Genomic DNA, 21,483 nt, shown 5'->3' with positions numbered 1-21,483 from the left:
TAGGGTACGCTTAACGGTGATTTTGCAATTTTTCCTTGTGTTTGACGATTTGTCTATCCAATTTATCGACCATATTATCGATAGCGACGTACATGTCTTCTTGGGTATCGTCGGCGTACAGTTTGGCACCGGATACTTGTACCGTGGCTTCGGCTTTTTGTTCCAGCTTTTCGACGGTCAGAATGACATGTACATCCACCACGTTATCGAAATGGCGTTTCAGCTTGCTGATTTTATCTTCTACATGGGCTTTTAACGCTTCGGTAACTTCAACGTGATGGCCTGTGATACTGATTTGCATGGAAATACTCCTGTTTATAGAAAATGTGCTTCCTGTTTCGGTTAAATTAGCCGTTTCCTTTGGCTGGTGGAAGGAATCGACATGGCTTCGCGGTATTTGGCGATGGTACGACGCGCCACATTGATGCCTTTCTCGTTCAATAAGTCGGATATTTTACTATCGCTTAAGGGTTTGGCCGGGTTTTCGTTGCCGACCAGTTCTTTGATTAACGCCCGTATTGCCGTAGCCGAGCATTCGCCGCCGCTGTCGGTGCTGACGTGGCTGGAAAAGAAATATTTGAATTCGATGACGCCTTGCGGAGTGTGCATGTATTTTTGCGTGGTGACCCGCGAGATGGTCGATTCATGCAAATCCAGTTCTTCGGCGATGTCTCTTAGCACCATGGCTTTCATCGCGATGGGGCCATGCTCGAAGAACTCGCCTTGTTTTTCCACAATGCTTTTGGCCACCCGCAACAAGGTATCGTTGCGGCTGTGCAAACTTTTGATGAACCAGCGTGCTTCCTGCAAATGGTTCTTCATGCTGACATTGTCTTGACTGTTGTCGGCCCGTTTGATCATGCCCGAATAAAACGGATTGATGCGCAATTTGGGCGCGATGTCGGGATTCAAGGCCACTTGCCATTGGTCTTTTACCTTGGCAACGAACACGTCGGGGACCACGTATTCGACGTCGGCTTCCTGCAGCCTCGCGCCCGGCTTAGGGTCCAGGCTGCGAATCAGGGCCAGAACACCTTTCAGCTGTTCTTCGCTGAAACCAACCCGTTTGATCAAACGGGCTTGATCGCAACTGGTCAGCAACTCCAGATGGCGGCCGGCAAATTCCAGAGCATCTTCCTTGTAAGGGGTATCGTCCGGCAGTTGCCTTAGCTGTAAACACAGGCAATCGGCCAAGTTCAACGCGCCCACGCCGACCGGATCGAAATTTTGAATCATGTGCAGCACGGCCTGCACTTCGTCCATTTCCAAATCGTCCAATTGTTCCAGCAGACCTTGGTAAATATCGTGCAATTCGCCGGTGATGTAGCCGTCATCGTTGATGGCGTCGATAATGGCGGTGGCTATTGCGTAGTCGCGTTCGGAGAGATGCGTTAAATCCAATTGCCAAAGCAAATGATCTTGCAAGGTTTGGGTTTTACCGCGAAAAGTTTCGAATTCGCTACTGTCCGAGCCATCTTCTCCGGTCGGCAGCGTGCTTTCGTAAACGTCGTCCCAACTAACGTCGACCGGCAGTTCGTCCGGCATATCGGTTTGCGAACCCTCGCTGGTCATTTGGTCGTTGTTGTCGGCTTTCTTATCCCGATATTCCAACGTCGGCAGATCGTCTTCTTCGATTTCCAGCATCATGTTGGATTCGAGTGCCTGCTGAATTTCTTGTTGCAGGTCCAAGGTCGACATCTGCAGCAGCTTGATGGCCTGCTGCAGCTGCGGCGTCATGGTCAAGCTTTGACCGATGCGAAGTTGTAAGGATTGCTTCATAACTATTCGGATCGCTATAGACTAAATGTGTCGCCCAGATATACCCGGCGTACTTCCTCATTATCGACCAACTCGCGCGACGGCCCTTCGGCGATCACGCGGCCGGCATTCATAATGTAGGCCCGGTCGCATATTTGCAGAGTTTCCCTAACTTTGTGTTCGGTGATCAATATCCCTATACCGCGATTTTTCAAATGCGCGATGATTTTTTGCAATTCTAATACCGAGATGGGATCTACGCCGGCAAAAGGTTCGTCGAGCAAAATAAATTGCGGCTCGGAGGCGAGAGCCCTGGCTATTTCGACCCGACGCCTTTCTCCGCCGGACAATCCCAGTGCGATTTGGCTGCGCAAGTGGCTGATGCCGAACTCGCCCAACAGTTCGTCTATCATCAATTCGATCTGGCCGTCGGTCAAATCGTTACGGATTTGCAGCACCGCCCGCAGGTTGTCGGCTACGTTCAATTTGCGAAACACCGACGCTTCCTGGGCCAAATAACCGATACCCAGGCGGGCGCGCCGGTGCATAGGGTGATGGGTGATGCTTAGCTCGTCCAGAAAAATTTCGCCGGCCTCGGCCTTGATCAGACCGACCAGCATATAGAAACTGGTAGTCTTGCCGGCGCCGTTTGGACCGAGCAAGCCGACTACCTCGCCGGTATCGACCTGCAGGCTGACGCCGTCGACCACGTTGCGCCGGTTATAGCTTTTGAAGAGTTGGTTCGCGCGCAGCCGGGCCATATCAGGGAGTTTTTTTCGCTTTAGGTTTGATCACGGAATGTACGCGTTTCCCGTCCGAACTGGCCTCGCCGGCTTTCAGCAACGAATTTTTGGTGTCGTACTCGATGTAATCGCTGGATTGCCGGGCGTCGCCCTGCCACACCGAAGCGTTTTTGGTGAAAATCAACAGATTTTTGTCCGGATAAAACTCGTTCACCAAGCCCTCGCCGTGAATTTCGTCTTTGCCGGCGGCCGGCAATTGCTTGAATTTGGACGGATTCCCGGTCGCGACCAGCTTGACGATGTCGCCGTTTTTCAGATACACCACCAGCTTGTCGGCATCGATTTTGATACTGCCCTGGGTCGCTACCACGTTGCCGGTATAAGTACTGGTTTCGGCTTTTTCGTTGTAAGTGGCCTGGTCCGAGTCGATGTAAACCGGTTGCTCGGGATCCGATTCTAAGGCGGCTATCGGCTGTACGGCCAATAACGGGATAAAAACGCTCAGCATTATTTTATTTAACTTCATAACGCCCTTTTACCTTGGACAATAGCTTCAAGTTAACCGGACTGACAAAGGTCACTTCCATACCGATGCCCGCGGTTTTGTTGGGCACACTGACAATCTCCGCCCACGCCGCGGTTTCGGCGTAATGCGTCGAGAGTACGACGTTTAAGTCGGAAGTATTGACTCGCAACGCAGGCTTACCGACACGCGCCTCCCGGCTGATGTGGGTTTCGCCGTTTAGCTGCAAATGATCGCCGTCGGCCGCCAAGATTGCGCTATCGGCGGTTATCAGCCAAGGCGCCGCGTTGGCGTTGAACAAGGTCATCACCGGCTGCTGCAAGTGGGTTGTCCCGTCCGCTTTGTAATGTTGCATCGCTTTGGCGTGCAATTGGTTTTTCGGTAGGCCGTCCGTGTCCATTTGTACTTTGCTGTAGCTTTCGCTATAAAAATCCGGGCTGTTTTCGGCCACTTTGATTTCCGCTTGTTGTTGTTCGTAACGCTGCTGCAGCCACCACGAGGCCAGCGCCAGCAAAGCTACGTAAACGTATAGCTGATATTTGTCCCAAAAGCTCATAAGTAAGCCTTTAGCGCCGCGTCGAAGGTGTTTTGTACCAGCATGATCAGATCGCATACCTCGCGAACCGCGCCTAAACCGCCGGGATTTTGAGTGCACCAATCGGCGCGTTGCCTGACCGCGAAATGCGCGTCGGCAACCGCCACCGCAAATCCGACCTGAGTCATGATGGGCAAGTCTAAAATATCGTCGCCGACGTGGGCGGCTTGACCGGCTTTTAGATCCAGCGCGTCCAACAGCTCGGCGAAGGCGGCCCGTTTGTTTTCGTGACCTTGATAAACCCGGTCAACCCCCAAACTTTGCATCCTAAGCGTCACGGAATGCGACTTGCGACCGGAAATGACCGCAACTTCCACGCCGGTTTGCCGCAACAATTTAATGCCGTGGCCGTCGCGGGCGTGAAAGCATTTGTACTCCTTGCCGCTATCGTCGAAAAACAGCCTGCCGTCGGTGAGTACGCCGTCAACGTCCAAAATCAGCAATTTCAGCCGGCTGATTTTGGCGCGCTGTTCGCCGCTTAAATGATTGAGCGCTTCCATCATCGCCGATTAGCGCAAACCCGCGCGCAACAGATCGTGCATATTCAACGCGCCGAGCAGGCTCTTGTCGGCGTCTACCACAAGCAAGGCGTTGATTTTCTTGGTTTCCATAATTTGCATCGCTTCTGCAGCCAGGATGTCCGCCGCAATCGTAGTACAGGTTTCGGTCATAACCTCGGACACCGGCGTCGTGTGTACATCCAGATTTTTCTCCAGCATGCGGCGCAAGTCGCCGTCGGTAAATATGCCCCTCACTTTGCCCTCGCCGTTGACCACGGCGGTCATGCCGAGTTTCTTGTCGGTCATCTCCAGCAAAGCCTGTTTAACCAAAACGGCATCGGACACCTTGGGTATTTCCCCGTTGCAGTGCATGACGTCCTGCACTTGCAACAGCAGGCGCTTGCCCAAGCTGCCCCCCGGATGCGACAGCGCGAAGTCGTCGCGGGTAAACCCCCGCGCCTGCAACAAAGATACCGCCAATGCGTCTCCCATCACCAAAGCCGCGGTGGTACTGGAGGTGGGAGCTAAACCCAGCGGACAGGCTTCCTGCGACACGCCGACGTTGATATGTACGCTGGCAAACTGAGCCAACGGCGACTCCGGATTGCCGGTCATCGCGATTAACGGCACCCCCAAGCGCTTAATGATGGGTAGGATAGTCAAAATTTCTTCGGTGTTGCCGGAATTGGATAAAGCCAACACCACGTCCTGGCGAGTGATCATGCCCAAATCCCCGTGACTGGCTTCGCCGGGATGCACGAAAAACGCCGGGGTACCGGTACTGGCCAGGGTTGCGGCGATTTTGCCGGCGATATGTCCGGACTTGCCCATGCCGGTGACGACCACGCGGCCTTGGCAAGCCAGCAGTTGCCGACAGGCGGCTACGAATTGTCGGTCTATGCGTTCCACCAGATCGGCCACGGCCTGCATCTCGGTTTGTATCACCGCGAGCGCCAATGCCTGAACGTCCTGATCTTGCTGAAAACCCATCGCCAATTTGCCGCGTTAAAAAAGGTACTATTATTGCATGTTATGGCCTGTGTTTTCATCCCGAGTCATTGACTTGTTCTCGGCGGGTCGGGGACAATAGCCGATTACAGTTGCCGCCATTTTCCGCAAATTCAAGCAAATGCCTAGCCGCGCCGTCTCTCACGACTCTATCGTCGCCGTCAAAAATCTTAGTTTCTCCCGCGGCGCCCGGAAGATTTTCGACGACGTCAGCCTGACCATACAGCGCGGCAAAGTGACTGCGATCATGGGCCCGAGCGGCACCGGTAAAACCACCTTGCTGAAATTGATCGGCGGGCAGTTGTATCCGGATGCCGGACAAATCCTGGTAGACGGACAAGACGTGCATCGTTTGAAAACCAAGCAACTTTACGCGCTACGCAAACGGATGGGCATGTTGTTTCAAAGCGGCGCGCTGCTGACCGACATGAACGTGTACGATAACGTGGCGTTTCCGTTGCGCGAGCACACCCATTTGCCCGAATCGATGATCCGTACCTTAGTGTTGATGAAATTGAACGCCGTGGGTTTGCGCGGCGCGCGCGAGTTGATGCCGGCCGAATTGTCCGGCGGCATGGCGCGGCGGGTAGCGTTGGCACGGGCGATTGCCTTGGACCCGATGATGATCATGTACGACGAGCCGTTCACCGGCCAAGACCCGATTTCCATGGGCGTGTTGGTGCATTTGATCAAATCGTTGAACAACACCTTGGGTTTGACCAGCATCGTGGTGTCGCACGACGTGCAGGAAACTGCGGCGATTGCCGATTACGTCTACGTATTATCGGACAGTAAAATCATCGGGCAAGGCACACCGCAACAATTGGCGGTGTCGCAATCCGAGTGGGTGCGCCAATTCATGAACGGCGATGCGGACGGACCGGTGCACTTTCATTACCCCGCGCGCGACTATCTCGACGATTTATTAGCCTCTAAATAACGCGGTTCGGCAAAACATGTTGCATTACTTGGAATCATTGGGACAAACCACCCGCGTCGGTTTCGCCAAATTGGGGCGCGGCACGTTCTTTCTGCTGCACACCCTGTCCGGCATAGGCGAAGTGCTGCCGCGCCTGAATTTACTGACCAAACAAATGTATTCGGTCGGCGTGCTGTCGTTTTTGATCATCGCCATATCCGGGCTGTTCGTCGGCATGGTGCTGGCACTGCAAGGTTTTTATATCCTGTCGGACTTCGGCGCCGAAGAGTCCTTGGGGCTGATGGTGGCCGCCTCGCTGGTGCGCGAATTAGGCCCGGTCGTTTCGGCCCTGTTATTCGCCGGCCGGGCCGGATCGGCCTTGACCGCCGAGATCGGTTTGATGAAAGCCACCGAACAATTGTCCGGCATGGAAATGATGGCGGTAGACCCTATCAACCGCATCATTTCGCCGCGCTTTTTGGCCGGCTTGCTCTCCAACCCGTTACTGGCGGCAATTTTCAGCACCATAGGCGTAATGGGCGGTTATCTGGTCGGGGTCGGCATGCTGGGCGTCGACGACGGCTCGTTCTGGGCACAAATGCAAGCCGGCATCGATTTTCGCGAAGACATCGTCAACGGCTGGGTGAAAAGCTTGGTATTCGGTTTTGTGGTGTCTTGGATCGCATTGTTCGAAGGTTACGACGCCGTCCCGACTTCCGAAGGGGTCAGCCGCGCCACCACCCGTACCGTGGTCAATTCGGCGTTTGCCATTTTAGGCTTGGATTTCATTTTAACGGCTTTGATGTTCGGAGACATTTAACATGCAGCACTCGCATACACAGGACACCCTGGTCGGCTTGTTCGTGGCCGCGGGCATAGGCGCCCTGTTTTACATGGCGCTACAAATCAGCAACCTGGGCACTTACACCAGCAACGACAGCTATACGGTGACCGCGCGGTTTCAAAATTCCGGGGGATTGAAAGTCAAATCGCCGGTCTCGGTCGCCGGCGTGCGCATCGGTCGAGTATCTTCGATCGCTTTGGATAAAGACAGCCACGAGTCGATAGTGACAATGCGCATCGAATCCCGGTACGACAATCTGCCTATGGATTCCGCGGCCAGCATCTATACCGCCGGCTTGTTGGGCGAGCAATACATCAGCATCGATCCGGGCTCGTCGGACGACTATCTACAAGACAAAAGCCAAATCGACATCACCAGTTCGGCCATCGTGCTGGAGCAAATGATAGGCAAGTTTTTGCTGAACAAAGCGGATAGCAAATAATGGGCAGATTGAACCTTACCGAGCAAGCGCCCGGCTATTTCAGCGTGGAAGGCAATTTGACCTTTGCCAACATCGACAAGCACAGCTTGCAGTCGTTTCGATACCTGAAAGGCATAGACGAAATCTGCATCGATTTGGCCCAAGTCAAGACCACCGACAGTGCCGGCTTGGCGTTAATGATCGAATGGATTCGCCACAGCAGGATGATACGCGCGCGCTTAACCTTCAAAAACGTACCGGAACAATTGTTGGCCCTCGCCAGATTAAGCGGTTTGGATAAAACCGACTATTTTTCCGGCGCCGGCGCTTGAACCGCTTCACTTCCTTTACAAACATCGATGGATAAATTACTGATTACCGGCGGCAACCCCTTATCGGGCGAAATCAAAATATCCGGCGCCAAAAACGCCGCTTTGCCGATTTTAGCCGCAACCATACTATCCGAACTGCCGGTCAGTATCGGCAACGTGCCGCATTTGCGCGACATCACCACCAGCCTGGAACTGTTGGGGCAAATGGGCGTGCGGCTGCTGGTCGACGAAAAAATGAACGTCGAAGTCGACAGCAGCCGCATCGACAAATACGAAGCGCCCTACGAACTGGTCAAAACCATGCGCGCTTCCATCCTGGTATTAGGTCCGCTGCTGGCCCGCTTCGGCGAAGCGCACGTGTCGCTGCCGGGCGGCTGCGCGATAGGTTCCAGACCGGTGGACATCCATATCGACTCGTTGGTTAAAATGGGTGCGGATATCGAGGTCGAGGCCGGCTACATCCATGCCAAAGCCAAGCGCTTAAAGGGCTGCCGCCTGGTACTGGAAAAAATCACCGTGACCGGCACCGAAAACATTCTGATGGCCGCCACCCTGGCCGAGGGCACTACCATTATCGAAAATGCCGCCAAGGAACCCGAGGTTTCCGATTTGGCGCATTTTTTAAACAAGATGGGCGCCAAAATCAGCGGCATAGGCACCGATATTTTGACGGTAGAGGGCGTTGAACGGCTGGGCCGGCCGGGTTTGCACTATGACATTCTGCCGGACCGGATCGAAACCGGCACCTATTTGGTAGCCGGCGCGATCAGCCGCGGCCGAGTCAAATTGAAAAATACCGATCCGACCTTGCTGGACGCGGTGCTGGACAAACTGAAAGAAACCGGCGCAAAAATCACCTGCGGCGATAACTGGATAGAATTGGACATGGAAGGCCGCCGCCCGCACGCCGTTTCGGTGCGCACCGCCCCCTATCCGGCGTTTCCGACCGACATGCAAGCCCAATTTACCGCATTGAATGCGGTGGCCGACGGAGTGGGCGTGATCACCGAAACGGTATTCGAAAACCGCTTCATGCACATGCAAGAGTTGCAACGCATGGGGGCGCAAATCCGGCTGGAGTCCAATACCGCGATTATTTCCGGCATAGAACGTTTGACCGGCGCACCGGTCATGGCCACGGACCTGCGCGCCTCGGCTAGTTTGGTGTTGGCCGGTTTGGTGGCGGACGGCGACACGTTGGTCGACAGGATTTATCACATCGACCGCGGTTACGATCACATCGAAGAAAAATTGACTCAATTAGGCGCGACCATACGCCGGGTACCCGAATAAGCGAAACCTTCCCATGCTGACCATCGCCGTTTCCAAAGGCAGGATTTACGAAGAAGCCTTGCCGTTTCTCGAACAAGCCGGCATTACTCCGGTAGACGACCCGGATAAAAGCCGCAAGCTGATTTTGCAAACCACCCGCCCGGACGTACAACTGGTGATCATTCGCGCCACCGACGTGCCGACCTTCGTCGAATACGGCGCGGCCGACCTGGGTATCGCCGGCAAAGACGTGCTGATGGAGCACGGCGCGGAAAGTTTGTACGAACCCTTGGATTTGGGCATAGCCGGCTGCCGGCTGATGACGGCCGGGCCGGTCGGCGCACCGCCGGTCAAGGGACGCTTGCGGGTGGCTACCAAGTATGTCAAATCGGCGCAACGTTATTTCGCGAATCTCGGCATCCAGGCCGAGATCATCAAATTGTACGGCTCGATGGAACTGGCTCCGCTGGTCGGTTTGGCCGATTGCATCGTCGATCTGGTCGATACCGGCAATACCCTGAAAGCCAACGGCCTGGAGCCGCGCGAATTGATCGCCGACATTACCTCGCGGCTGGTAGTCAACAAGGCGGCCATGAAAATGAAACATCAAGCTATTCAGGCTTTAATCGACCAATTCGAAATCACCCTGGCTAAGAGGGCACAGTCATGACTGCACTTTCCATGTTTCGGCTGGATTATGCCGCCGCTGATTTCGCTAGCCGACTCAAGCAACGTTTGGCATGGGATGCCGGCGAAGACTTGGAAATCCACAAACGGGTGCTGGACATCATCGCCGACATCCGCCGGCGCGGCGACGCGGCGCTAATCGAATACACCAACCGCTTCGATGCCACGGCTTTTACTTGCGGCACCGAGCTGGAACTCAGCAAAACGGCCTTGCAACAAGCCTGGGAAAGTCTGCCCGCCGCTCAAGCCCAAGCCTTGCAAACCGCGGCCGCACGCATCCGGGCTTACGCCGAACGGCAAAAACTGCAGCCATGGCAGTTTGTCGAAACCGACGGCACCCTGCTGGGGCAAAATGTCACGCCGCTGGACAAGGCCGGCTTGTACGTACCGGGCGGGAAAGCGGCTTATCCGTCCTCGGTGTTGATGAACGCGATTCCGGCCAAGGTTGCCGGGGTCGGCGAATTGATCATGGTGGTGCCTACGCCGCGCGGCGAAACCAACGCGATGGTATTGGCGGCCGCCTATCTCGCCGGCGTCGACCGGATATTCACGATAGGCGGCGCTCAAGCGGTCGCGGCTTTGGCCTACGGCACCGAAACCGTGCCGGCGGTGGATAAAATCGTCGGCCCCGGCAACATCTATGTAGCAACCGCTAAAAAACTGGTATTCGGCCAGGTCGGCATAGACATGATCGCCGGCCCCTCCGAAATCCTGGTAATTTGCGACGGCCAAACCGAGCCGGATTGGATCGCGATGGATTTGTTTTCCCAGGCCGAACACGACGAAAACGCGCAAGCGATTTTGATCAGCGATAACGCCGAGTTTTTGGAGCGGGTCGAAGCCAGCATCAACCGCCTGCTGCCGACGATGGAGCGGGCCGACATCATTCGCGCCTCCTTGACCGGACGCGGTGCCTTCATCAAAGTGCCGGATTTATCGGCAGCGGCCGAAGTCGCCAACCGCATCGCCCCGGAACATCTGGAACTGTCGGTGGCCGAGCCGCAAGCCTTGGCCGAACAGATCCGCAACGCCGGCGCCATCTTCATGGGCCGCTACACCGCCGAAGCCCTGGGCGATTACTGCGCCGGCCCCAACCACGTGCTGCCGACGTCCGGCACCGCCCGTTATTCGTCGCCGCTTGGCGTATACGATTTCCAAAAACGCAGCAGCTTGATCAATTGTTCGGCTCAAGGCGCTGCGGAACTAGGCAAAACCGCCTCCGTGCTGGCTCGCGGAGAAAGTTTGACCGCCCATGCCCGCTCGGCGGAATATCGGATCTGAACGCCGGGCTACAATCCCAGCGTTCTAAGCGATTGTCTGCTAAGGATTATTTGTTTTTCAATAAATCCCGGATTTCTGCCAGCAGCAGTTCTTGATTGGACGGGACCGGTGGAGCTTCCGGGGCCGGCTCGGCTTTTTTCTTGAACGAGCTGAGAATTTTGATCATGCCGAAAATCGCGGCTGCCACGATCAGAAAATCGATGACGGTCTGAATGAATTTACCGTAGCCAATCACCACCGCCGGTATCACGCTGCCGTCCGCCGCTTTAGCGGCGGCCTGTATGGTCACGGCCAAGTCGGTAAAGTCGACGCCGCCCAGCAACACACCTATCGGCGGCATGATCACGTCGCTGACCAGCGAGGTGACGATTTTACCGAATGCTGCTCCGATGATCACGCCGACCGCCATGTCGACGACATTGCCCTTCATGGTAAATTCTTTAAATTCCTGCATGATACCCATAGGTAAACTCCCGCGGCATAGTTTGCTTGTTATTGATTTTAGGGTGTCGCACCGAGCGGTTTCCGCTCGACCGGCGGTTTTTATACCATAGCTGGAACGCTGGCGAAAACGCAAACCGGCCCGCCCGGTAAAACCGCTAAAACCTTTCAGGTTCGCCCTCCGGCCCACCCGCGGAACGAAGCAGCTCAGCTACCCGATTCTTGCCCGGCAATTTGGGCGAATAGCCGGCTCAGATAGGTTTCGCCGTTATCCAGCCTGAACCCCCGGCTACCGTTTTCCCGTTTTTCGTGCCAATCCAGACGCAGAATATGCTGCCGGATCATCTCTTCGGCTAAGGCGAGTTCCTTATCGGTCAGCGAACTGCCTTTCGGCCTGCCCAGCTTGGAACTGTCCCGCAACAGAATGAACGAATGAATCATGACTTTGCGGCCGGTTTTGGCCGTCAATTCCCGCGCCAGTTCGGCCAGATGCCGGCCGGTCGCCACCGTGACTTTTTGGTTCAAGGCCGCTTTGCCGCTGATGCCCAGCTCGGCTTCATCGATGATGCCGGTCTGGCCTTTCGGGTCAAATAGCACAATCGTCGTCTCATTTTTCTTGTCATTCACAATCCATAACACGAAATCCGGATAAAACACCCGCGTTTCGCCTTCCAGATACAAACCAATCGAACGCAAGGACTCGACATTGCGCATCAGGTAAAACTCGCGCTGATCGTGGGCAAAGTTCAAATCGATGTAGGCCAAGATGTCGCGCAAAAACTTCTTTTCGCCGCCGTTCAGTTTGTCCGGCGAAATCCCAATACGCTGGAGTTTATGCGGTTTCAGCAAGTCCGCATCGGCTTCGCCCAACAGCGGTTCGTAGATATGGTAAGCCCCCCGATTTTCCTGCAAGGCCTGTTCGATGTCCGCGCGCGTGCCGGCCTTGGCCTCGAAATGTTGCTTGTCTTGCTGATTGGCAAACTCATACGTCAAGGTATAGCGCTCGATGAAGTCGCCCGGCTCGTCGCCCACGGCTTGCTTGACCGCTTCGTAGCGATAAGCCCGCTTGTCGATCACATAGCGGATTTTGTGGAAGACCTTGTCCAGCAGGTCGCGTTGCACCTCCTCGGCGATACGTTCGATCACGTCCAGACTGCGGCTGTCCAGTTCGCGGTCGTATCGGACTTCGGCCAGCAAGGGCAGCAGAACCGCCAGCGTCAAGGGCTGCAAATCGTTGGCTTGCCCCACATAAAATTGCACTCGCTGCTGAACCGACCAGACCGCCAGTTGCCGTTGTAAATGCCCCGGCGTCATGAAGCCGCCATAGTGGGCTAAGGCATGGCTCAGATCATGGACGACATTCACCCCGGCCGATGCCGGATTGGAACGATAGTCAAGAGAAATGGCAAACGGCTGCAACACGCCGTCGATATCCCCGTTCGCATCCCGGTAGCGCCACTGCCATTCGTGGCTGGCCGGATTCAACACCGCTTGCAGCGGCGCGTCGAATTCGCTCAAGCCCACTTTGAAGGCCAATAACTTGTCTTGGTAATCGGCAAAGGTTTTGGCTAGCCGCTTTTTGCCGAGCCGCACCACGGCGGGCTGAACCTCCACGCTGTAAGGCCCGGAAATCGCCGGAATATCCTGTTCCAGCGCCTGCAAAAAGGTTTCCAGCCAGGAGCGGTTCAAGCTGAATACGTTCAAGGTTTCCAGCCGCCGCAATTGCCGGCCCGCCGTATCGGGTGTAGATAGCAACTCCCCATAATCCAGGCAATGTTCGCTGTTGCGGCGCTTGCCGTCTTCCTTCAAGCCTTTAAGGCGCACGCCGCGGCCGAAAATCTGGATGATCATATTGCCCTTGGCCGAACCCAGATTGATCAGGCCAATCAGCGACACCCGGTAACAATTCCAACCGGCGGAAAACTTGCGGCTGCCGACCAGCACATTGATCGGGCTGGCCAAATCGTCGATACCGGCGAAACCGTAACGGCTGCCGATAATCGCCGCCTTGCGCAAGGTAACGCACAACCGGCCTTGCGCGTCCTGCAATTGCGGATGTTCGGCGCAATCGTTGAAAAACTTGTCGCCGTTGCCGACGTTGATCAAGCCCCAATAATCGCCGTCGCCGAACGACAACCAGATTTCGTCCGCAATGCCGGGGCTGCGGGTCAACGTCAATTGGCCCAGATACTGGCCGTTGAAGGCCTCGGCGTAACGCTGCTTGTCCGCCGTGGACAAGTGCGCCAGCCACACCACGAACTTGCGGATGTCCGATACCTCGTCGCGGCCCTTGCCCTCGTTTTTCGGGTCTTCCACCGTATTGCCCATGTAAGCCAGCAGCGGCTTGTGCGGAAAACGGCCGGCAAACGGCAATTCGCCGCTGTGTCGAGCGTGGTTGACCGTCAGTTGTTCATAGGTCGCCAGTTTGTCCTGCAAACAAGACAGGGTGGCGTCGAAAAACCCCGCCTCGGTCTGGCCGGTATCGGCAAAACGGTCGTCATTCAACGACTGAAATGCATAATCCTTACCGTAACCGTCCTTGAAAAAGCGGTAATAGTTGTAGTCGTAGACGATCTGTTCCTGGTATTCCTGCACGTATTTGTCGGCGATGCCGTGGTAGGTGGCGGAATACTCGAACAAAAAGCTGTTTTCCGGCGCCAGCAATTGACTGCGCAAGGCCTTGAACGCGCCGACCTCGCGGCCGCCGCCGGCCAGGCCGATATGACCTTCGTCCACCAGCACCAGCCGGAACAACCGTTTGTTGTCCGGCAAATTGAAGAAACCGGCTTCCTTGTTCAGCAGTGCGGCGGTGGTTTCGCAGGTCAGCTTGATGCGGTTGCTGTAAAAGCGGTTCAAATGCTGCACGGTTTCGCTAAGTTCGCGCTGGTGTTGCTCTATCAGATTCACGCCCGGCGTGGTCAGGATGATGTGCAACTCGTCAAAGGCGTTGCCGCCGCCGATATGGTCTATGTATTGCAGCAGGTTCAAATGCATCAGCAGGGTTTTGCCGCTGCCGGTCGCCATCCAGTAAGCCAGCGCCTTTTGTTCGGTAAAATCTTTACCGGCCCGTTTCTCGCTTAACACGTATTCGGTGAAATACAGCGCCAGAATCTGGTAATAGCGCAGTTTGAACGGGCGGGACAACAGGCTGTTGTATTGCCTTAGCCAATCCTGGATGCGGCGGGCGTAGACTTTTTTGATGCCGGTCGTGGACGCGGAGGCGAAATCTTCCACCAACTTTTGATAAGCAGCGTCGTTGTTTTCGGCGCGCCCGACAAACTCGCCCAGCAACTCGCGCTTGACCCGGTTGTACAGCTTCAATTCCATTGCGCGCCCCGCAGAAAATCGTGGGCCTGAATCAGCGTAGCCGGCAACGGCAACTGGCGCAGATCGGCGTCCAAATTCAGCTCCAGCCGTTCGATGCGGTACAGGCTTAAAATAGCGCGGATTTGCGCGCTGTCGTCCTCGCCGATTTTGATGTCGCGGAATAGTACCAATGTGCCGTAGGTGGTTTCGGCGGCCAGATAATCCCTGTCCAGTGTCAGGCCGGATTCGGTTTCGCCCTCACCCAGCGCCTCTCCCTCAGGGAGAGGCCGAGTATTTTTACGGTACAGGCGGCGGGATTTCAGCCAATAGCCTTGCAGATAACACCAGGTTTCCAGCAGGTCTATGGTTGCGGTTTGCCGGGCCTTTCCTACGGTCAGGGTATTGGCGAACGGCCGGCGCAAATCCAGCGTGGACAATATAGCTTGCTGCTCCGGACGGAACAGGTATTTGACCGGAACCGGCGGCGGCAGGCTGGCGTCGTCCCACACCGGGTGCAGGTTATCCAGCAGGTCTTCGTATTGTTCCAGGCCTTGCACCTTGATCAGACGGTAGACATGACCGGCTTGGGTCGGCAGGCCGTCCTGCCAATGCGTCGAGTACATCACCCGCTTGATGCGCGGTTTTAAAATACTGTCGAAATAGCCGCCCATTTCGGTCAGCAGAAAGCGGCGTTGCCGGTCGCTGTGCATCACCGCCTGGCCGGTGGTGCCGGAGCCGGCGAAAAAGTCCAGCACCCAGTCGCCGGCATTGGCGGTTTGCTGGATAAAGCGCTCGATCAGTGTGGTGGGTTTGGGATTGGGGAAGCTGCGCGATTTACCCAGCAAGGTTGTGAGTTCTTTTTCGCCGTCGGTGTAATCAGTTATAACTGAACGCCCGACATTGGTGTCCACTTCGTGAATGAAACGCTTTAAACGTGGAATTTTTTGCTCGGTTTCGCCGTAGGCAATCCGGTTGTCGTCATCCCATTCACTGAACGATTGGGAGAATCCTTCCAAGGGATGACGAGGCCAAACCCAACCGCGCTTGGGTGGCTGGCAAGGTTTGCCGGTAATTGGATGTAACGGTTGATAGAAACGGTAATTGGGGTCGTTCGGGTCTTTGACGCTGGGTTTTTTCGAACCGGCGGACACCAGCGGCATTGAGGCGTCAGCCTCCTGCCAAATCCAAATATTGGCCTCGCGTTGGCGGGCTTCGTCTTCCGGCACGTAACGGCCGTCGGCGTCGCGGTATTCGGCATGGCTGTAATTGTAAAGACCCTTCCACAAATCCAGACTCTTATCGAACTCTAGGCCTTGTGCTTCCAGCTCGGCCCTGAACTCGCGGCGGTGCTGCTCGAACAGCGCGGCGATTTCGGCCTCGATCGCGGCGATGCCGGGATAATCCGGGTTCAACCGCGCCACCAGTTCCATCATCTCTTCGTAACCCGGCTTGGGTTCGCGGAACATCATCGGCTCGGCCTTGACGGTTTCCAGATCCTTGGCGAACACTTCGATGTATTCGTGGTTGTTGGAATAGGTCGGCGACTGGTTTTTGGTGGAGTTTTGCGCCCAGATCAGTTCCTCCACCCGATTGCCGGCGCCGAATACCTGCCGCAACTGAGTTTCCAGTTGGGTGCGTTCTTTATCGTCTATGCTGGCAAACAGTACGCCGTTTTTACTCAGCAGCGGGTAAGCCAGTTGCAGACGGTCGTGGATCATGCTGGCCCAACTGGAATGCTTGAAGCTGTCCTTGTACAAAAAACCGTCGCCGCCAGTGTTGTAGGGCGGGTCGATGTAAATGGTCTTGATTTGTCCGCGGAACTTGTCCTGCAACAGGTTCAGCGCTTGCCAATTTTCGGAATTGACCAGCAGGCCGTCGGTTTGTTCGTCCAGATTGTCGAAAACCGGGTGGCTGAGCAAATCGTCTTGCAGCGGGTTGCGGGTGATGCCGCTGTCCGGACCGGTTTCGGCGTAATAGCCGGTATCGACCACCAGGGCCGGATGCTCGGCCAGTTGTTCCGGCGCGGCGATGTCGATGCCGTACACCTCGCGCCATTCCCCAACTTGGGCGGCATTGTCCAGCAGGCGCGGGTAAAACTCGGCCGGTATCTTGCCGAGCGAAATCAGATAGTGGCTATCGACCACCTGCTTTTTCAGTTCGAACAAGCCTTTCTGGAAGTTTTCGATGGCAGCCAAAAACTGAATTAAACGGTCGGCCACTTGGTTGAAGGCTTGGGCTATCAACACGGTGGCGTTGTCTTGGCCGGCGTGCAGCAGGCTTTCCAGATCGGAGAACACCACTTGCTTGATGAAGCGGCTTTTCTCCCGGCTCAAAAAGCCCAGCAAGTCTTTATGAATAAAGTAGTCGGCATCGTTGCCGACATAGAATTTGTTGAGGTTTTTGTCGAGCTGAAACAGGGCATTGGCAATCGCGTCGCTGGCCAGGGCCTCGATGCGCTGTTCGGCGTTTTTGCCTAAGTTGGCGAATTCGTCACGCTTGGCCAGTTCGTCCAGATATTTATCCCATTTCAGGCGTAATTGGGCTATGCCCTTGATCTGGCCGCCCTCGGCGTTGCCGGCGTCGTCTTTCAAGTCATTGAACAAGGGCGCGCCGGGCAAGGCTTCGTGTTTGCCGGGTTTCTTGTACAGATAAGGCGTTAAATCGCTATCGCCGAACAGCGTTTGCCATAGCCTTGGGTAAAGCTCGGTTTTGGGTGTGTTGGCGTCGGCCAGTTCGAAACGTATTTGCCAGACGGTTTTATCAACCTCTGGTATGGAATCGATTGCAGCCAGCCGGTAGCGTTTGCTCTGGCTGTCTTTGTTATTGTTGCGCTCGGCGCTTTGCGCGGCGGCGGCGCTGCCTTGAGTCAGGCGGAATTCCAGCCAGCGCTCACCGAGTTCACCGGCATCGAGCTGAAAACGCACGCTGTGAAAGCCGTTGCCGGTTTTGATGTAGTAGCTATCCTTGTGTTTCCAGTGAAACAGGACGTCCGAGCCGTCGTAGTCGGCCTCGTAAGCCACCTTGAAGGCGCTGGCGGCGCGGCTGTTATAGCCGAAGTCGCCGTTTTGGTAATACAGCTCGAAGAAGTTCAGCAGGTGGTTGTAAACCTTGGCTTCCAGATTGCCGCTGTCAAGCTGCCGGGCTTCCAGCCAAGTGGCGAGGTGCTGTTCGCCGTGTTGTTGTTCCTCGGGGCTGAGCTGGAACAGCAGTTGGTATTTGTCGAGAGCGGCCTGGTCGAACGGGTTGTCATACAATTTTTGCCAGACCGGCGCGCCGTTTTGGCCGAAGCGTCCGGCAAACCCCGCCAGCCAGTGTTCGGAAGTCTTGACTTGCGCGTTCTGCACGCTGCTCAAGGCGTTTGTCACCACGGCGCGCAAGCTGTCCCGGCCGTCGCCGGCTATGAAGTTTTCGATGAATTGCCGTTTCAAGCGGATGATGCGGTACAGGCCGAAGTCCAGATCATGTTCGCCGAATTGGAACATGTCTTTAAGAAAAGCCTGAAGCTGGGTAAATGCATTGCTGCTGGTCATGGAGAGTCCAAATTTTTTAGGCGTTCGGGCCGAGATGAATGCGGGCCGCCTGTTAAATTGCGCCCAAGCCGGAAAACGCCGGGAATCGAGCATTTTACCGCCCGCCGTTAGCTTAAGCAGCACGACTATGTGCGAAAGCACCGCTCGTTGCGGTTTAAACTGTCGTAACGAGTAGCCAGGACGGCACGCAGGAATCGCCAACCATCTGATTTCATTGAAATATGATTCATTTGTCCCACCTTGGATTCGCTAAGCGTGTTTTTGAAGGATAAAATGTAAGCTGTACCTTTCAACTTTCCGATTCAGTCCGACTAGTCATCGATGAGATACGCAATGCTGCTCTGTTTGGCCGTTCTGTGCTGTTTGCGCCCGGCATACGCGACCTCGGAAACGGATGCCAAACAGCAGCTGGACGAGATTCAGGCGCAGAAGCTGAAAGTTAACGCTCAGGTAAAGCGCTTGACCGAGGAAAAAGCCGCGCAGCTCGAAGAGTTGCGCAATCTGGAAACCCAATACGGCGAACAGGCTAACGCGTTAAACGAGTTAAAAATCAGCATTCAAGCCTTCGAAACCCGGTTAAAAGCGTTGCGTACGGACATCGCCGCCACCCAACAGGATTTGTCCAAACAACGCGAGCAATTGGCATACACGGTCAAATCGGCGTTTATCATGGAAAAAAGCCGTCGTAGCGGGCTGGATTTGCTGCTCAAGCAACACGATCCGGCGCTTACCGGCCGCATGCTCAAATATTACGACTACATCGTCAAAGCAAGAGCGCGGAATCTGCGCGCAATCCAGGACGATTTACAGAAATTGCGCGCGCTGGAACAACAAAACCAATCGGAATCCCAATTGCTGCAAATCGCTTTGAATAAAAAACAACGGGAAACCGAGCGCCTTTACAGCCTTAAACAACAAAGAGAGCGCTTAATCGGCGAATTGGAGCAAGATCAGGCGGAAAAAAAACACCAACTCGCCGACTTGCTGCATGACGAACGAAAGCTGACCGCGCTGCTGGCATCGCTTCCTATATCCGACGATAATAGCGAACAAGGTTCGCATGTGGATTCACACGTCAAACGACGCAATCCCGACCCGCCGCCTGAAGCGACACAGTCAAAACCGCAAGCGGAAAAACCCGTATCCGCCAAGCCTGACACTCCGCCCACCGGCAAGTTGTTTGCCGAGTTGAAAGGCGAGTTACCGTGGCCGGTGCAAGGCGCGATTTTGGAACGTTTCGGCAGCAAACGTTTCGAAACCACTTGGGACGGCACGGTGATCGCCGCCAAAGAAGGCGCCGCCATCCATGCGGTGGCAGCCGGCCGGGTGGTTTACGCCGATTGGTTGCGCGGCTACGGTTTAATGATTATCGTCAACCACGGCAAAGGCTATATGAGCTTGTACGCATTCAACCAAAGCTTAAACAAAAGCGTAGGCGATACCGTCAAAGCCGGGGATAGCGTAGCGTCGGTAGGACGTAGCGGCGGCCGATCGCAAGCGGCGCTGTACTTCGGTATTCGCCAGCAAGGCAAGGCGGTCGATCCGGAAAAATGGTGCCGAAGATTAGGTAAAAGTTAACAATCACCCCATGACGGCCTAATTCCGATTAAAATCGACAAAAAATTCGCTATCACGCTTATTGTCGAGTAGTTCGCCCGCTTGTATTTAGTTCACAAGCCCCAAATCCGGCCTACTTTACATATTGAGCATACACCCCCATCTTTAATTTATTTACGTTTAGGACAAAGGTTGTCGGAGACTTATTACACATGCGAAACAAAACTCACCTGTTAGTGTTATCGATCGGTTTCATGCTGGGTACTACCATCAGCTTGTGCGCCAACGTACTGGCGCAAAAACCCGGCGCTCCGGCGGCTCCCGTTGCCGCATCGGACACTCTGCCGTTCGAGGAACTTCGCACCTTTACAGAGATTTTCGGCCGCATCAAACAAGACTACGTCGAACCGGTTTCCGATAAGAAATTGTTGGAAGACGCCATTCGCGGCATGCTGTCCGGCCTGGATCCGCATTCCGCCTATTTAGCGGACGAAGAGTACAAAGAGCTGCAAGAAGGCACCACCGGCCAATTCGGCGGATTGGGCATAGAAGTCGGCATGGAAAACGGTTTTGTCAAGGTGGTATCGCCGATAGACGATACCCCGGCGCAAAAAGCCGGCATCAAAGCCGGCGACTTGATCGTCCGCTTAGACGATAGACCGGTTAAAGGCATGACCTTGGCGGAAGCGGTAAAACTCATGCGCGGCGAACCGGGTAGTCAAATCGTGCTGACGGTGATACGCGAAGGCGCCGAAGCCCCGCTGAAATTCGAGCTGACCCGCGACATCATCAAGGTAAAAAGCGTCAAAAGCCGCATGCTGGAGAAAAACTACGGCTATCTCAGAATCAGCAGCTTCCAATCCGGCACCGGCGAGAGCTTGGTCGATGCGATTTCGGAGTTGAAACGCGAAAACGAAGCACCGTTGAAAGGGATTATTTTAGACCTGCGCAACAACCCGGGCGGGGTGTTGAATGCCGCGGTGGACGTCAGCGACGCGTTTATCGAATCCGGCTTGATCGTTTATACCGAAGGCCGCATCAAAAACTCCGAGATGCGTTTCTCCGCAACGCCGGACGACATTATCGACGGCGCTCCCATCGTGGTGTTGATCAACGGCGGCTCCGCTTCCGCTTCGGAAATCGTGGCCGGGGCCCTGCAAGATCACAAGCGGGCCATCATTATGGGCGAAAAATCGTTCGGCAAAGGCTCGGTGCAAACCATACTGCCCACCAGCAACGGCGGCGCGGTCAAATTGACCACCGCGCGCTATTACACGCCGTCCGGACGCTCTATTCAGGCTCAAGGCATAGAGCCGGACGTCACGCTGGCCAGAGTCAAGCTGGAAGCTCTGGAGCAAGCGAAAATCGAATCGATCAAAGAAGCCGACCTATCCGGACACTTATCTAACGGCAACGAAGTCGATAAAAAAACCGGCGATGAGGACGATACCGACGGCAAAGAAAGCAACGAAAAAAGCGCCGATGCCACTGCGGAATCAGATCTGCGGGACTACCCGTTGCATGAAGCCTTAAACCTGCTGAAAGGCATTAGCATCATGAAAAGCCGCTAGCGCGGCGTCGAAACGCAGCCGATAGCAAACCGCTATCGGCTGCGTCACTCTTCGATCTTTGTTGAAAGGACAATGAAGGCGATTGGAAAAAAATTCCCGCCGTAGAATGCAGTTGCCGGTCCGGCGGATTCGGGCTGCAACCCCGCCGGGAATTCGGCAAAGCGATAACGCTAAACTGAATACACCGTTCCGGAA

19 protein-coding genes are annotated in these 21,483 nt (G+C 55.2%); 9 read left to right on the top strand and 10 right to left on the bottom strand.

Annotation, left to right across the window (positions count from 1 at the left end; all coding sequences use genetic code 11):
• Positions 1–10: 10 nt before the first annotated feature.
• From raiA to AB0A83_RS04065, 7 genes are read right to left on the bottom strand one after another with little or no spacing between them, the layout of a single operon-like run.
• Positions 11–301, bottom strand: a complete 291-nt coding sequence (gene raiA / locus AB0A83_RS04095) for a ribosome-associated translation inhibitor RaiA (RefSeq protein ID WP_150046976.1) — start codon at positions 299–301, stop codon at positions 11–13.
• A gap of 41 nt (positions 302–342) precedes the next feature.
• A complete protein-coding gene (locus AB0A83_RS04090) occupies positions 343–1,779 on the bottom strand; it encodes an RNA polymerase factor sigma-54 (protein WP_150046974.1) in 1,437 nt (478 codons plus the stop codon).
• Positions 1,780–1,793: 14 nt separating this feature from the next.
• Positions 1,794–2,519 carry an LPS export ABC transporter ATP-binding protein gene (lptB, locus tag AB0A83_RS04085; RefSeq protein WP_150046972.1) on the bottom strand — a complete coding sequence of 242 codons (726 nt, stop codon included), beginning with the start codon at positions 2,517–2,519 and terminating at the stop codon, positions 1,794–1,796.
• Between the two features lies 1 nt (position 2,520).
• Entirely contained in the window at positions 2,521–3,027 is a 507-nt protein-coding gene (gene lptA, locus AB0A83_RS04080) for a lipopolysaccharide transport periplasmic protein LptA (protein WP_150046970.1), read from the bottom strand.
• Complete coding sequence (gene lptC / locus AB0A83_RS04075) at positions 3,014–3,580, bottom strand: LPS export ABC transporter periplasmic protein LptC (protein ID WP_150046967.1); 567 nt, start codon at positions 3,578–3,580, stop codon at positions 3,014–3,016. The genes lptA and lptC overlap by 14 nt, the downstream gene beginning before the upstream one ends.
• Entirely contained in the window at positions 3,577–4,122 is a 546-nt protein-coding gene (gene kdsC, locus AB0A83_RS04070; RefSeq protein ID WP_367155473.1) for a 3-deoxy-manno-octulosonate-8-phosphatase KdsC, read from the bottom strand. The genes lptC and kdsC overlap by 4 nt, the downstream gene beginning before the upstream one ends.
• A 6-nt stretch (positions 4,123–4,128) precedes the next feature.
• The gene (locus tag AB0A83_RS04065) at positions 4,129–5,109 is read right to left on the bottom strand and encodes an SIS domain-containing protein (RefSeq protein WP_150046964.1); all 981 of its coding nucleotides are present in this window, start codon (positions 5,107–5,109) and stop codon (positions 4,129–4,131) included.
• Positions 5,110–5,248: 139 nt separating this feature from the next.
• On the opposite strand from AB0A83_RS04065, the gene AB0A83_RS04060 reads away from it, so the two are divergent.
• From AB0A83_RS04060 to hisD, 7 genes are read left to right on the top strand one after another with little or no spacing between them, the layout of a single operon-like run.
• On the top strand, positions 5,249–6,067 hold the full coding sequence (locus AB0A83_RS04060; protein WP_150046962.1) for an ABC transporter ATP-binding protein: 819 nt from the start codon (positions 5,249–5,251) through the stop codon (positions 6,065–6,067).
• Between the two features lie 16 nt (positions 6,068–6,083).
• Positions 6,084–6,866, top strand: a complete 783-nt coding sequence (gene mlaE / locus AB0A83_RS04055) for a lipid asymmetry maintenance ABC transporter permease subunit MlaE (protein ID WP_150046960.1) — start codon at positions 6,084–6,086, stop codon at positions 6,864–6,866.
• Between the two features lies 1 nt (position 6,867).
• Complete coding sequence (gene mlaD / locus AB0A83_RS04050; protein WP_150046958.1) at positions 6,868–7,332, top strand: outer membrane lipid asymmetry maintenance protein MlaD; 465 nt, start codon at positions 6,868–6,870, stop codon at positions 7,330–7,332.
• Entirely contained in the window at positions 7,332–7,643 is a 312-nt protein-coding gene (locus AB0A83_RS04045) for an STAS domain-containing protein (RefSeq protein ID WP_150046955.1), read from the top strand. The genes mlaD and AB0A83_RS04045 overlap by 1 nt, the downstream gene beginning before the upstream one ends.
• Positions 7,644–7,670: 27 nt before the next feature.
• Positions 7,671–8,936: a UDP-N-acetylglucosamine 1-carboxyvinyltransferase gene (gene murA / locus AB0A83_RS04040; RefSeq protein WP_150046953.1), complete on the top strand. Its 1,266-nt coding sequence runs from the start codon at positions 7,671–7,673 to the stop codon at positions 8,934–8,936.
• A 13-nt stretch (positions 8,937–8,949) separates the two neighbouring features.
• Complete coding sequence (gene hisG, locus AB0A83_RS04035) at positions 8,950–9,585, top strand: ATP phosphoribosyltransferase (protein ID WP_367155471.1); 636 nt, start codon at positions 8,950–8,952, stop codon at positions 9,583–9,585.
• Entirely contained in the window at positions 9,582–10,883 is a 1,302-nt protein-coding gene (gene hisD, locus AB0A83_RS04030; RefSeq protein WP_367155470.1) for a histidinol dehydrogenase, read from the top strand. The genes hisG and hisD overlap by 4 nt, the downstream gene beginning before the upstream one ends.
• 46 nt (positions 10,884–10,929) lie before the next feature.
• On the opposite strand, the gene mscL is transcribed toward hisD, so the two are convergent.
• From mscL to AB0A83_RS04015, 3 genes are all read right to left on the bottom strand, one after another.
• A complete protein-coding gene (gene mscL, locus AB0A83_RS04025) occupies positions 10,930–11,346 on the bottom strand; it encodes a large-conductance mechanosensitive channel protein MscL (protein WP_150046947.1) in 417 nt (138 codons plus the stop codon).
• Between the two features lie 185 nt (positions 11,347–11,531).
• On the bottom strand, positions 11,532–14,651 hold the full coding sequence (locus AB0A83_RS04020; protein ID WP_367155468.1) for a DEAD/DEAH box helicase family protein: 3,120 nt from the start codon (positions 14,649–14,651) through the stop codon (positions 11,532–11,534).
• On the bottom strand, positions 14,642–18,160 hold the full coding sequence (locus AB0A83_RS04015; protein WP_367155467.1) for a site-specific DNA-methyltransferase: 3,519 nt from the start codon (positions 18,158–18,160) through the stop codon (positions 14,642–14,644). Before AB0A83_RS04015 ends, AB0A83_RS04020 begins: the two co-directional genes overlap by 10 nt.
• A 333-nt stretch (positions 18,161–18,493) precedes the next feature.
• Between AB0A83_RS04015 and AB0A83_RS04010 the strand changes: the two genes are divergently transcribed.
• The gene (locus tag AB0A83_RS04010; protein ID WP_367155465.1) at positions 18,494–19,738 is read left to right on the top strand and encodes a murein hydrolase activator EnvC; all 1,245 of its coding nucleotides are present in this window, start codon (positions 18,494–18,496) and stop codon (positions 19,736–19,738) included.
• A 191-nt stretch (positions 19,739–19,929) separates the two neighbouring features.
• Entirely contained in the window at positions 19,930–21,288 is a 1,359-nt protein-coding gene (locus AB0A83_RS04005) for a S41 family peptidase (RefSeq protein WP_150046940.1), read from the top strand.
• Positions 21,289–21,483: the final 195 nt, after the last annotated feature.

The sequence above is a fragment of the Methylomonas sp. HYX-M1 genome, assembly GCF_040741385.1.
GTDB classification, from domain to species: Bacteria; Pseudomonadota; Gammaproteobacteria; order Methylococcales; family Methylomonadaceae; genus Methylomonas; species Methylomonas rhizoryzae.
The sequence above is the reverse complement of the archived record's forward strand: the minus strand, read 5'-3'. Positions and strand labels throughout refer to the sequence as shown.

Bases quoted from the DNA above. Each gene is read 5' to 3' on its own strand.
- lptA (WP_150046970.1), bottom strand. From the start codon at position 3,027: ATGAAGTTAAATAAAATAATGCTGAGCGTTTTTATCCCGTTATTGGCC.
- kdsC (WP_367155473.1), bottom strand. From the start codon at position 4,122: ATGATGGAAGCGCTCAATCATTTAAGCGGCGAACAGCGCGCCAAAATC.
- AB0A83_RS04005 (WP_150046940.1), top strand. From the start codon at position 19,930: ATGCGAAACAAAACTCACCTGTTAGTGTTATCGATCGGTTTCATGCTG.
- hisG (WP_367155471.1), top strand. From the start codon at position 8,950: ATGCTGACCATCGCCGTTTCCAAAGGCAGGATTTACGAAGAAGCCTTG.
- mlaE (WP_150046960.1), top strand. From the start codon at position 6,084: ATGTTGCATTACTTGGAATCATTGGGACAAACCACCCGCGTCGGTTTC.
- AB0A83_RS04020 (WP_367155468.1), bottom strand. From the start codon at position 14,651: ATGGAATTGAAGCTGTACAACCGGGTCAAGCGCGAGTTGCTGGGCGAG.
- lptB (WP_150046972.1), bottom strand. From the start codon at position 2,519: ATGGCCCGGCTGCGCGCGAACCAACTCTTCAAAAGCTATAACCGGCGC.
- AB0A83_RS04015 (WP_367155467.1), bottom strand. From the start codon at position 18,160: ATGACCAGCAGCAATGCATTTACCCAGCTTCAGGCTTTTCTTAAAGAC.
- lptC (WP_150046967.1), bottom strand. From the start codon at position 3,580: ATGAGCTTTTGGGACAAATATCAGCTATACGTTTACGTAGCTTTGCTG.
- murA (WP_150046953.1), top strand. From the start codon at position 7,671: ATGGATAAATTACTGATTACCGGCGGCAACCCCTTATCGGGCGAAATC.
- AB0A83_RS04045 (WP_150046955.1), top strand. From the start codon at position 7,332: ATGGGCAGATTGAACCTTACCGAGCAAGCGCCCGGCTATTTCAGCGTG.
- mlaD (WP_150046958.1), top strand. From the start codon at position 6,868: ATGCAGCACTCGCATACACAGGACACCCTGGTCGGCTTGTTCGTGGCC.
- AB0A83_RS04060 (WP_150046962.1), top strand. From the start codon at position 5,249: ATGCCTAGCCGCGCCGTCTCTCACGACTCTATCGTCGCCGTCAAAAAT.
- mscL (WP_150046947.1), bottom strand. From the start codon at position 11,346: ATGGGTATCATGCAGGAATTTAAAGAATTTACCATGAAGGGCAATGTC.
- AB0A83_RS04090 (WP_150046974.1), bottom strand. From the start codon at position 1,779: ATGAAGCAATCCTTACAACTTCGCATCGGTCAAAGCTTGACCATGACG.
- raiA (WP_150046976.1), bottom strand. From the start codon at position 301: ATGCAAATCAGTATCACAGGCCATCACGTTGAAGTTACCGAAGCGTTA.
- hisD (WP_367155470.1), top strand. From the start codon at position 9,582: ATGACTGCACTTTCCATGTTTCGGCTGGATTATGCCGCCGCTGATTTC.
- AB0A83_RS04065 (WP_150046964.1), bottom strand. From the start codon at position 5,109: ATGGGTTTTCAGCAAGATCAGGACGTTCAGGCATTGGCGCTCGCGGTG.
- AB0A83_RS04010 (WP_367155465.1), top strand. From the start codon at position 18,494: ATGCTGCTCTGTTTGGCCGTTCTGTGCTGTTTGCGCCCGGCATACGCG.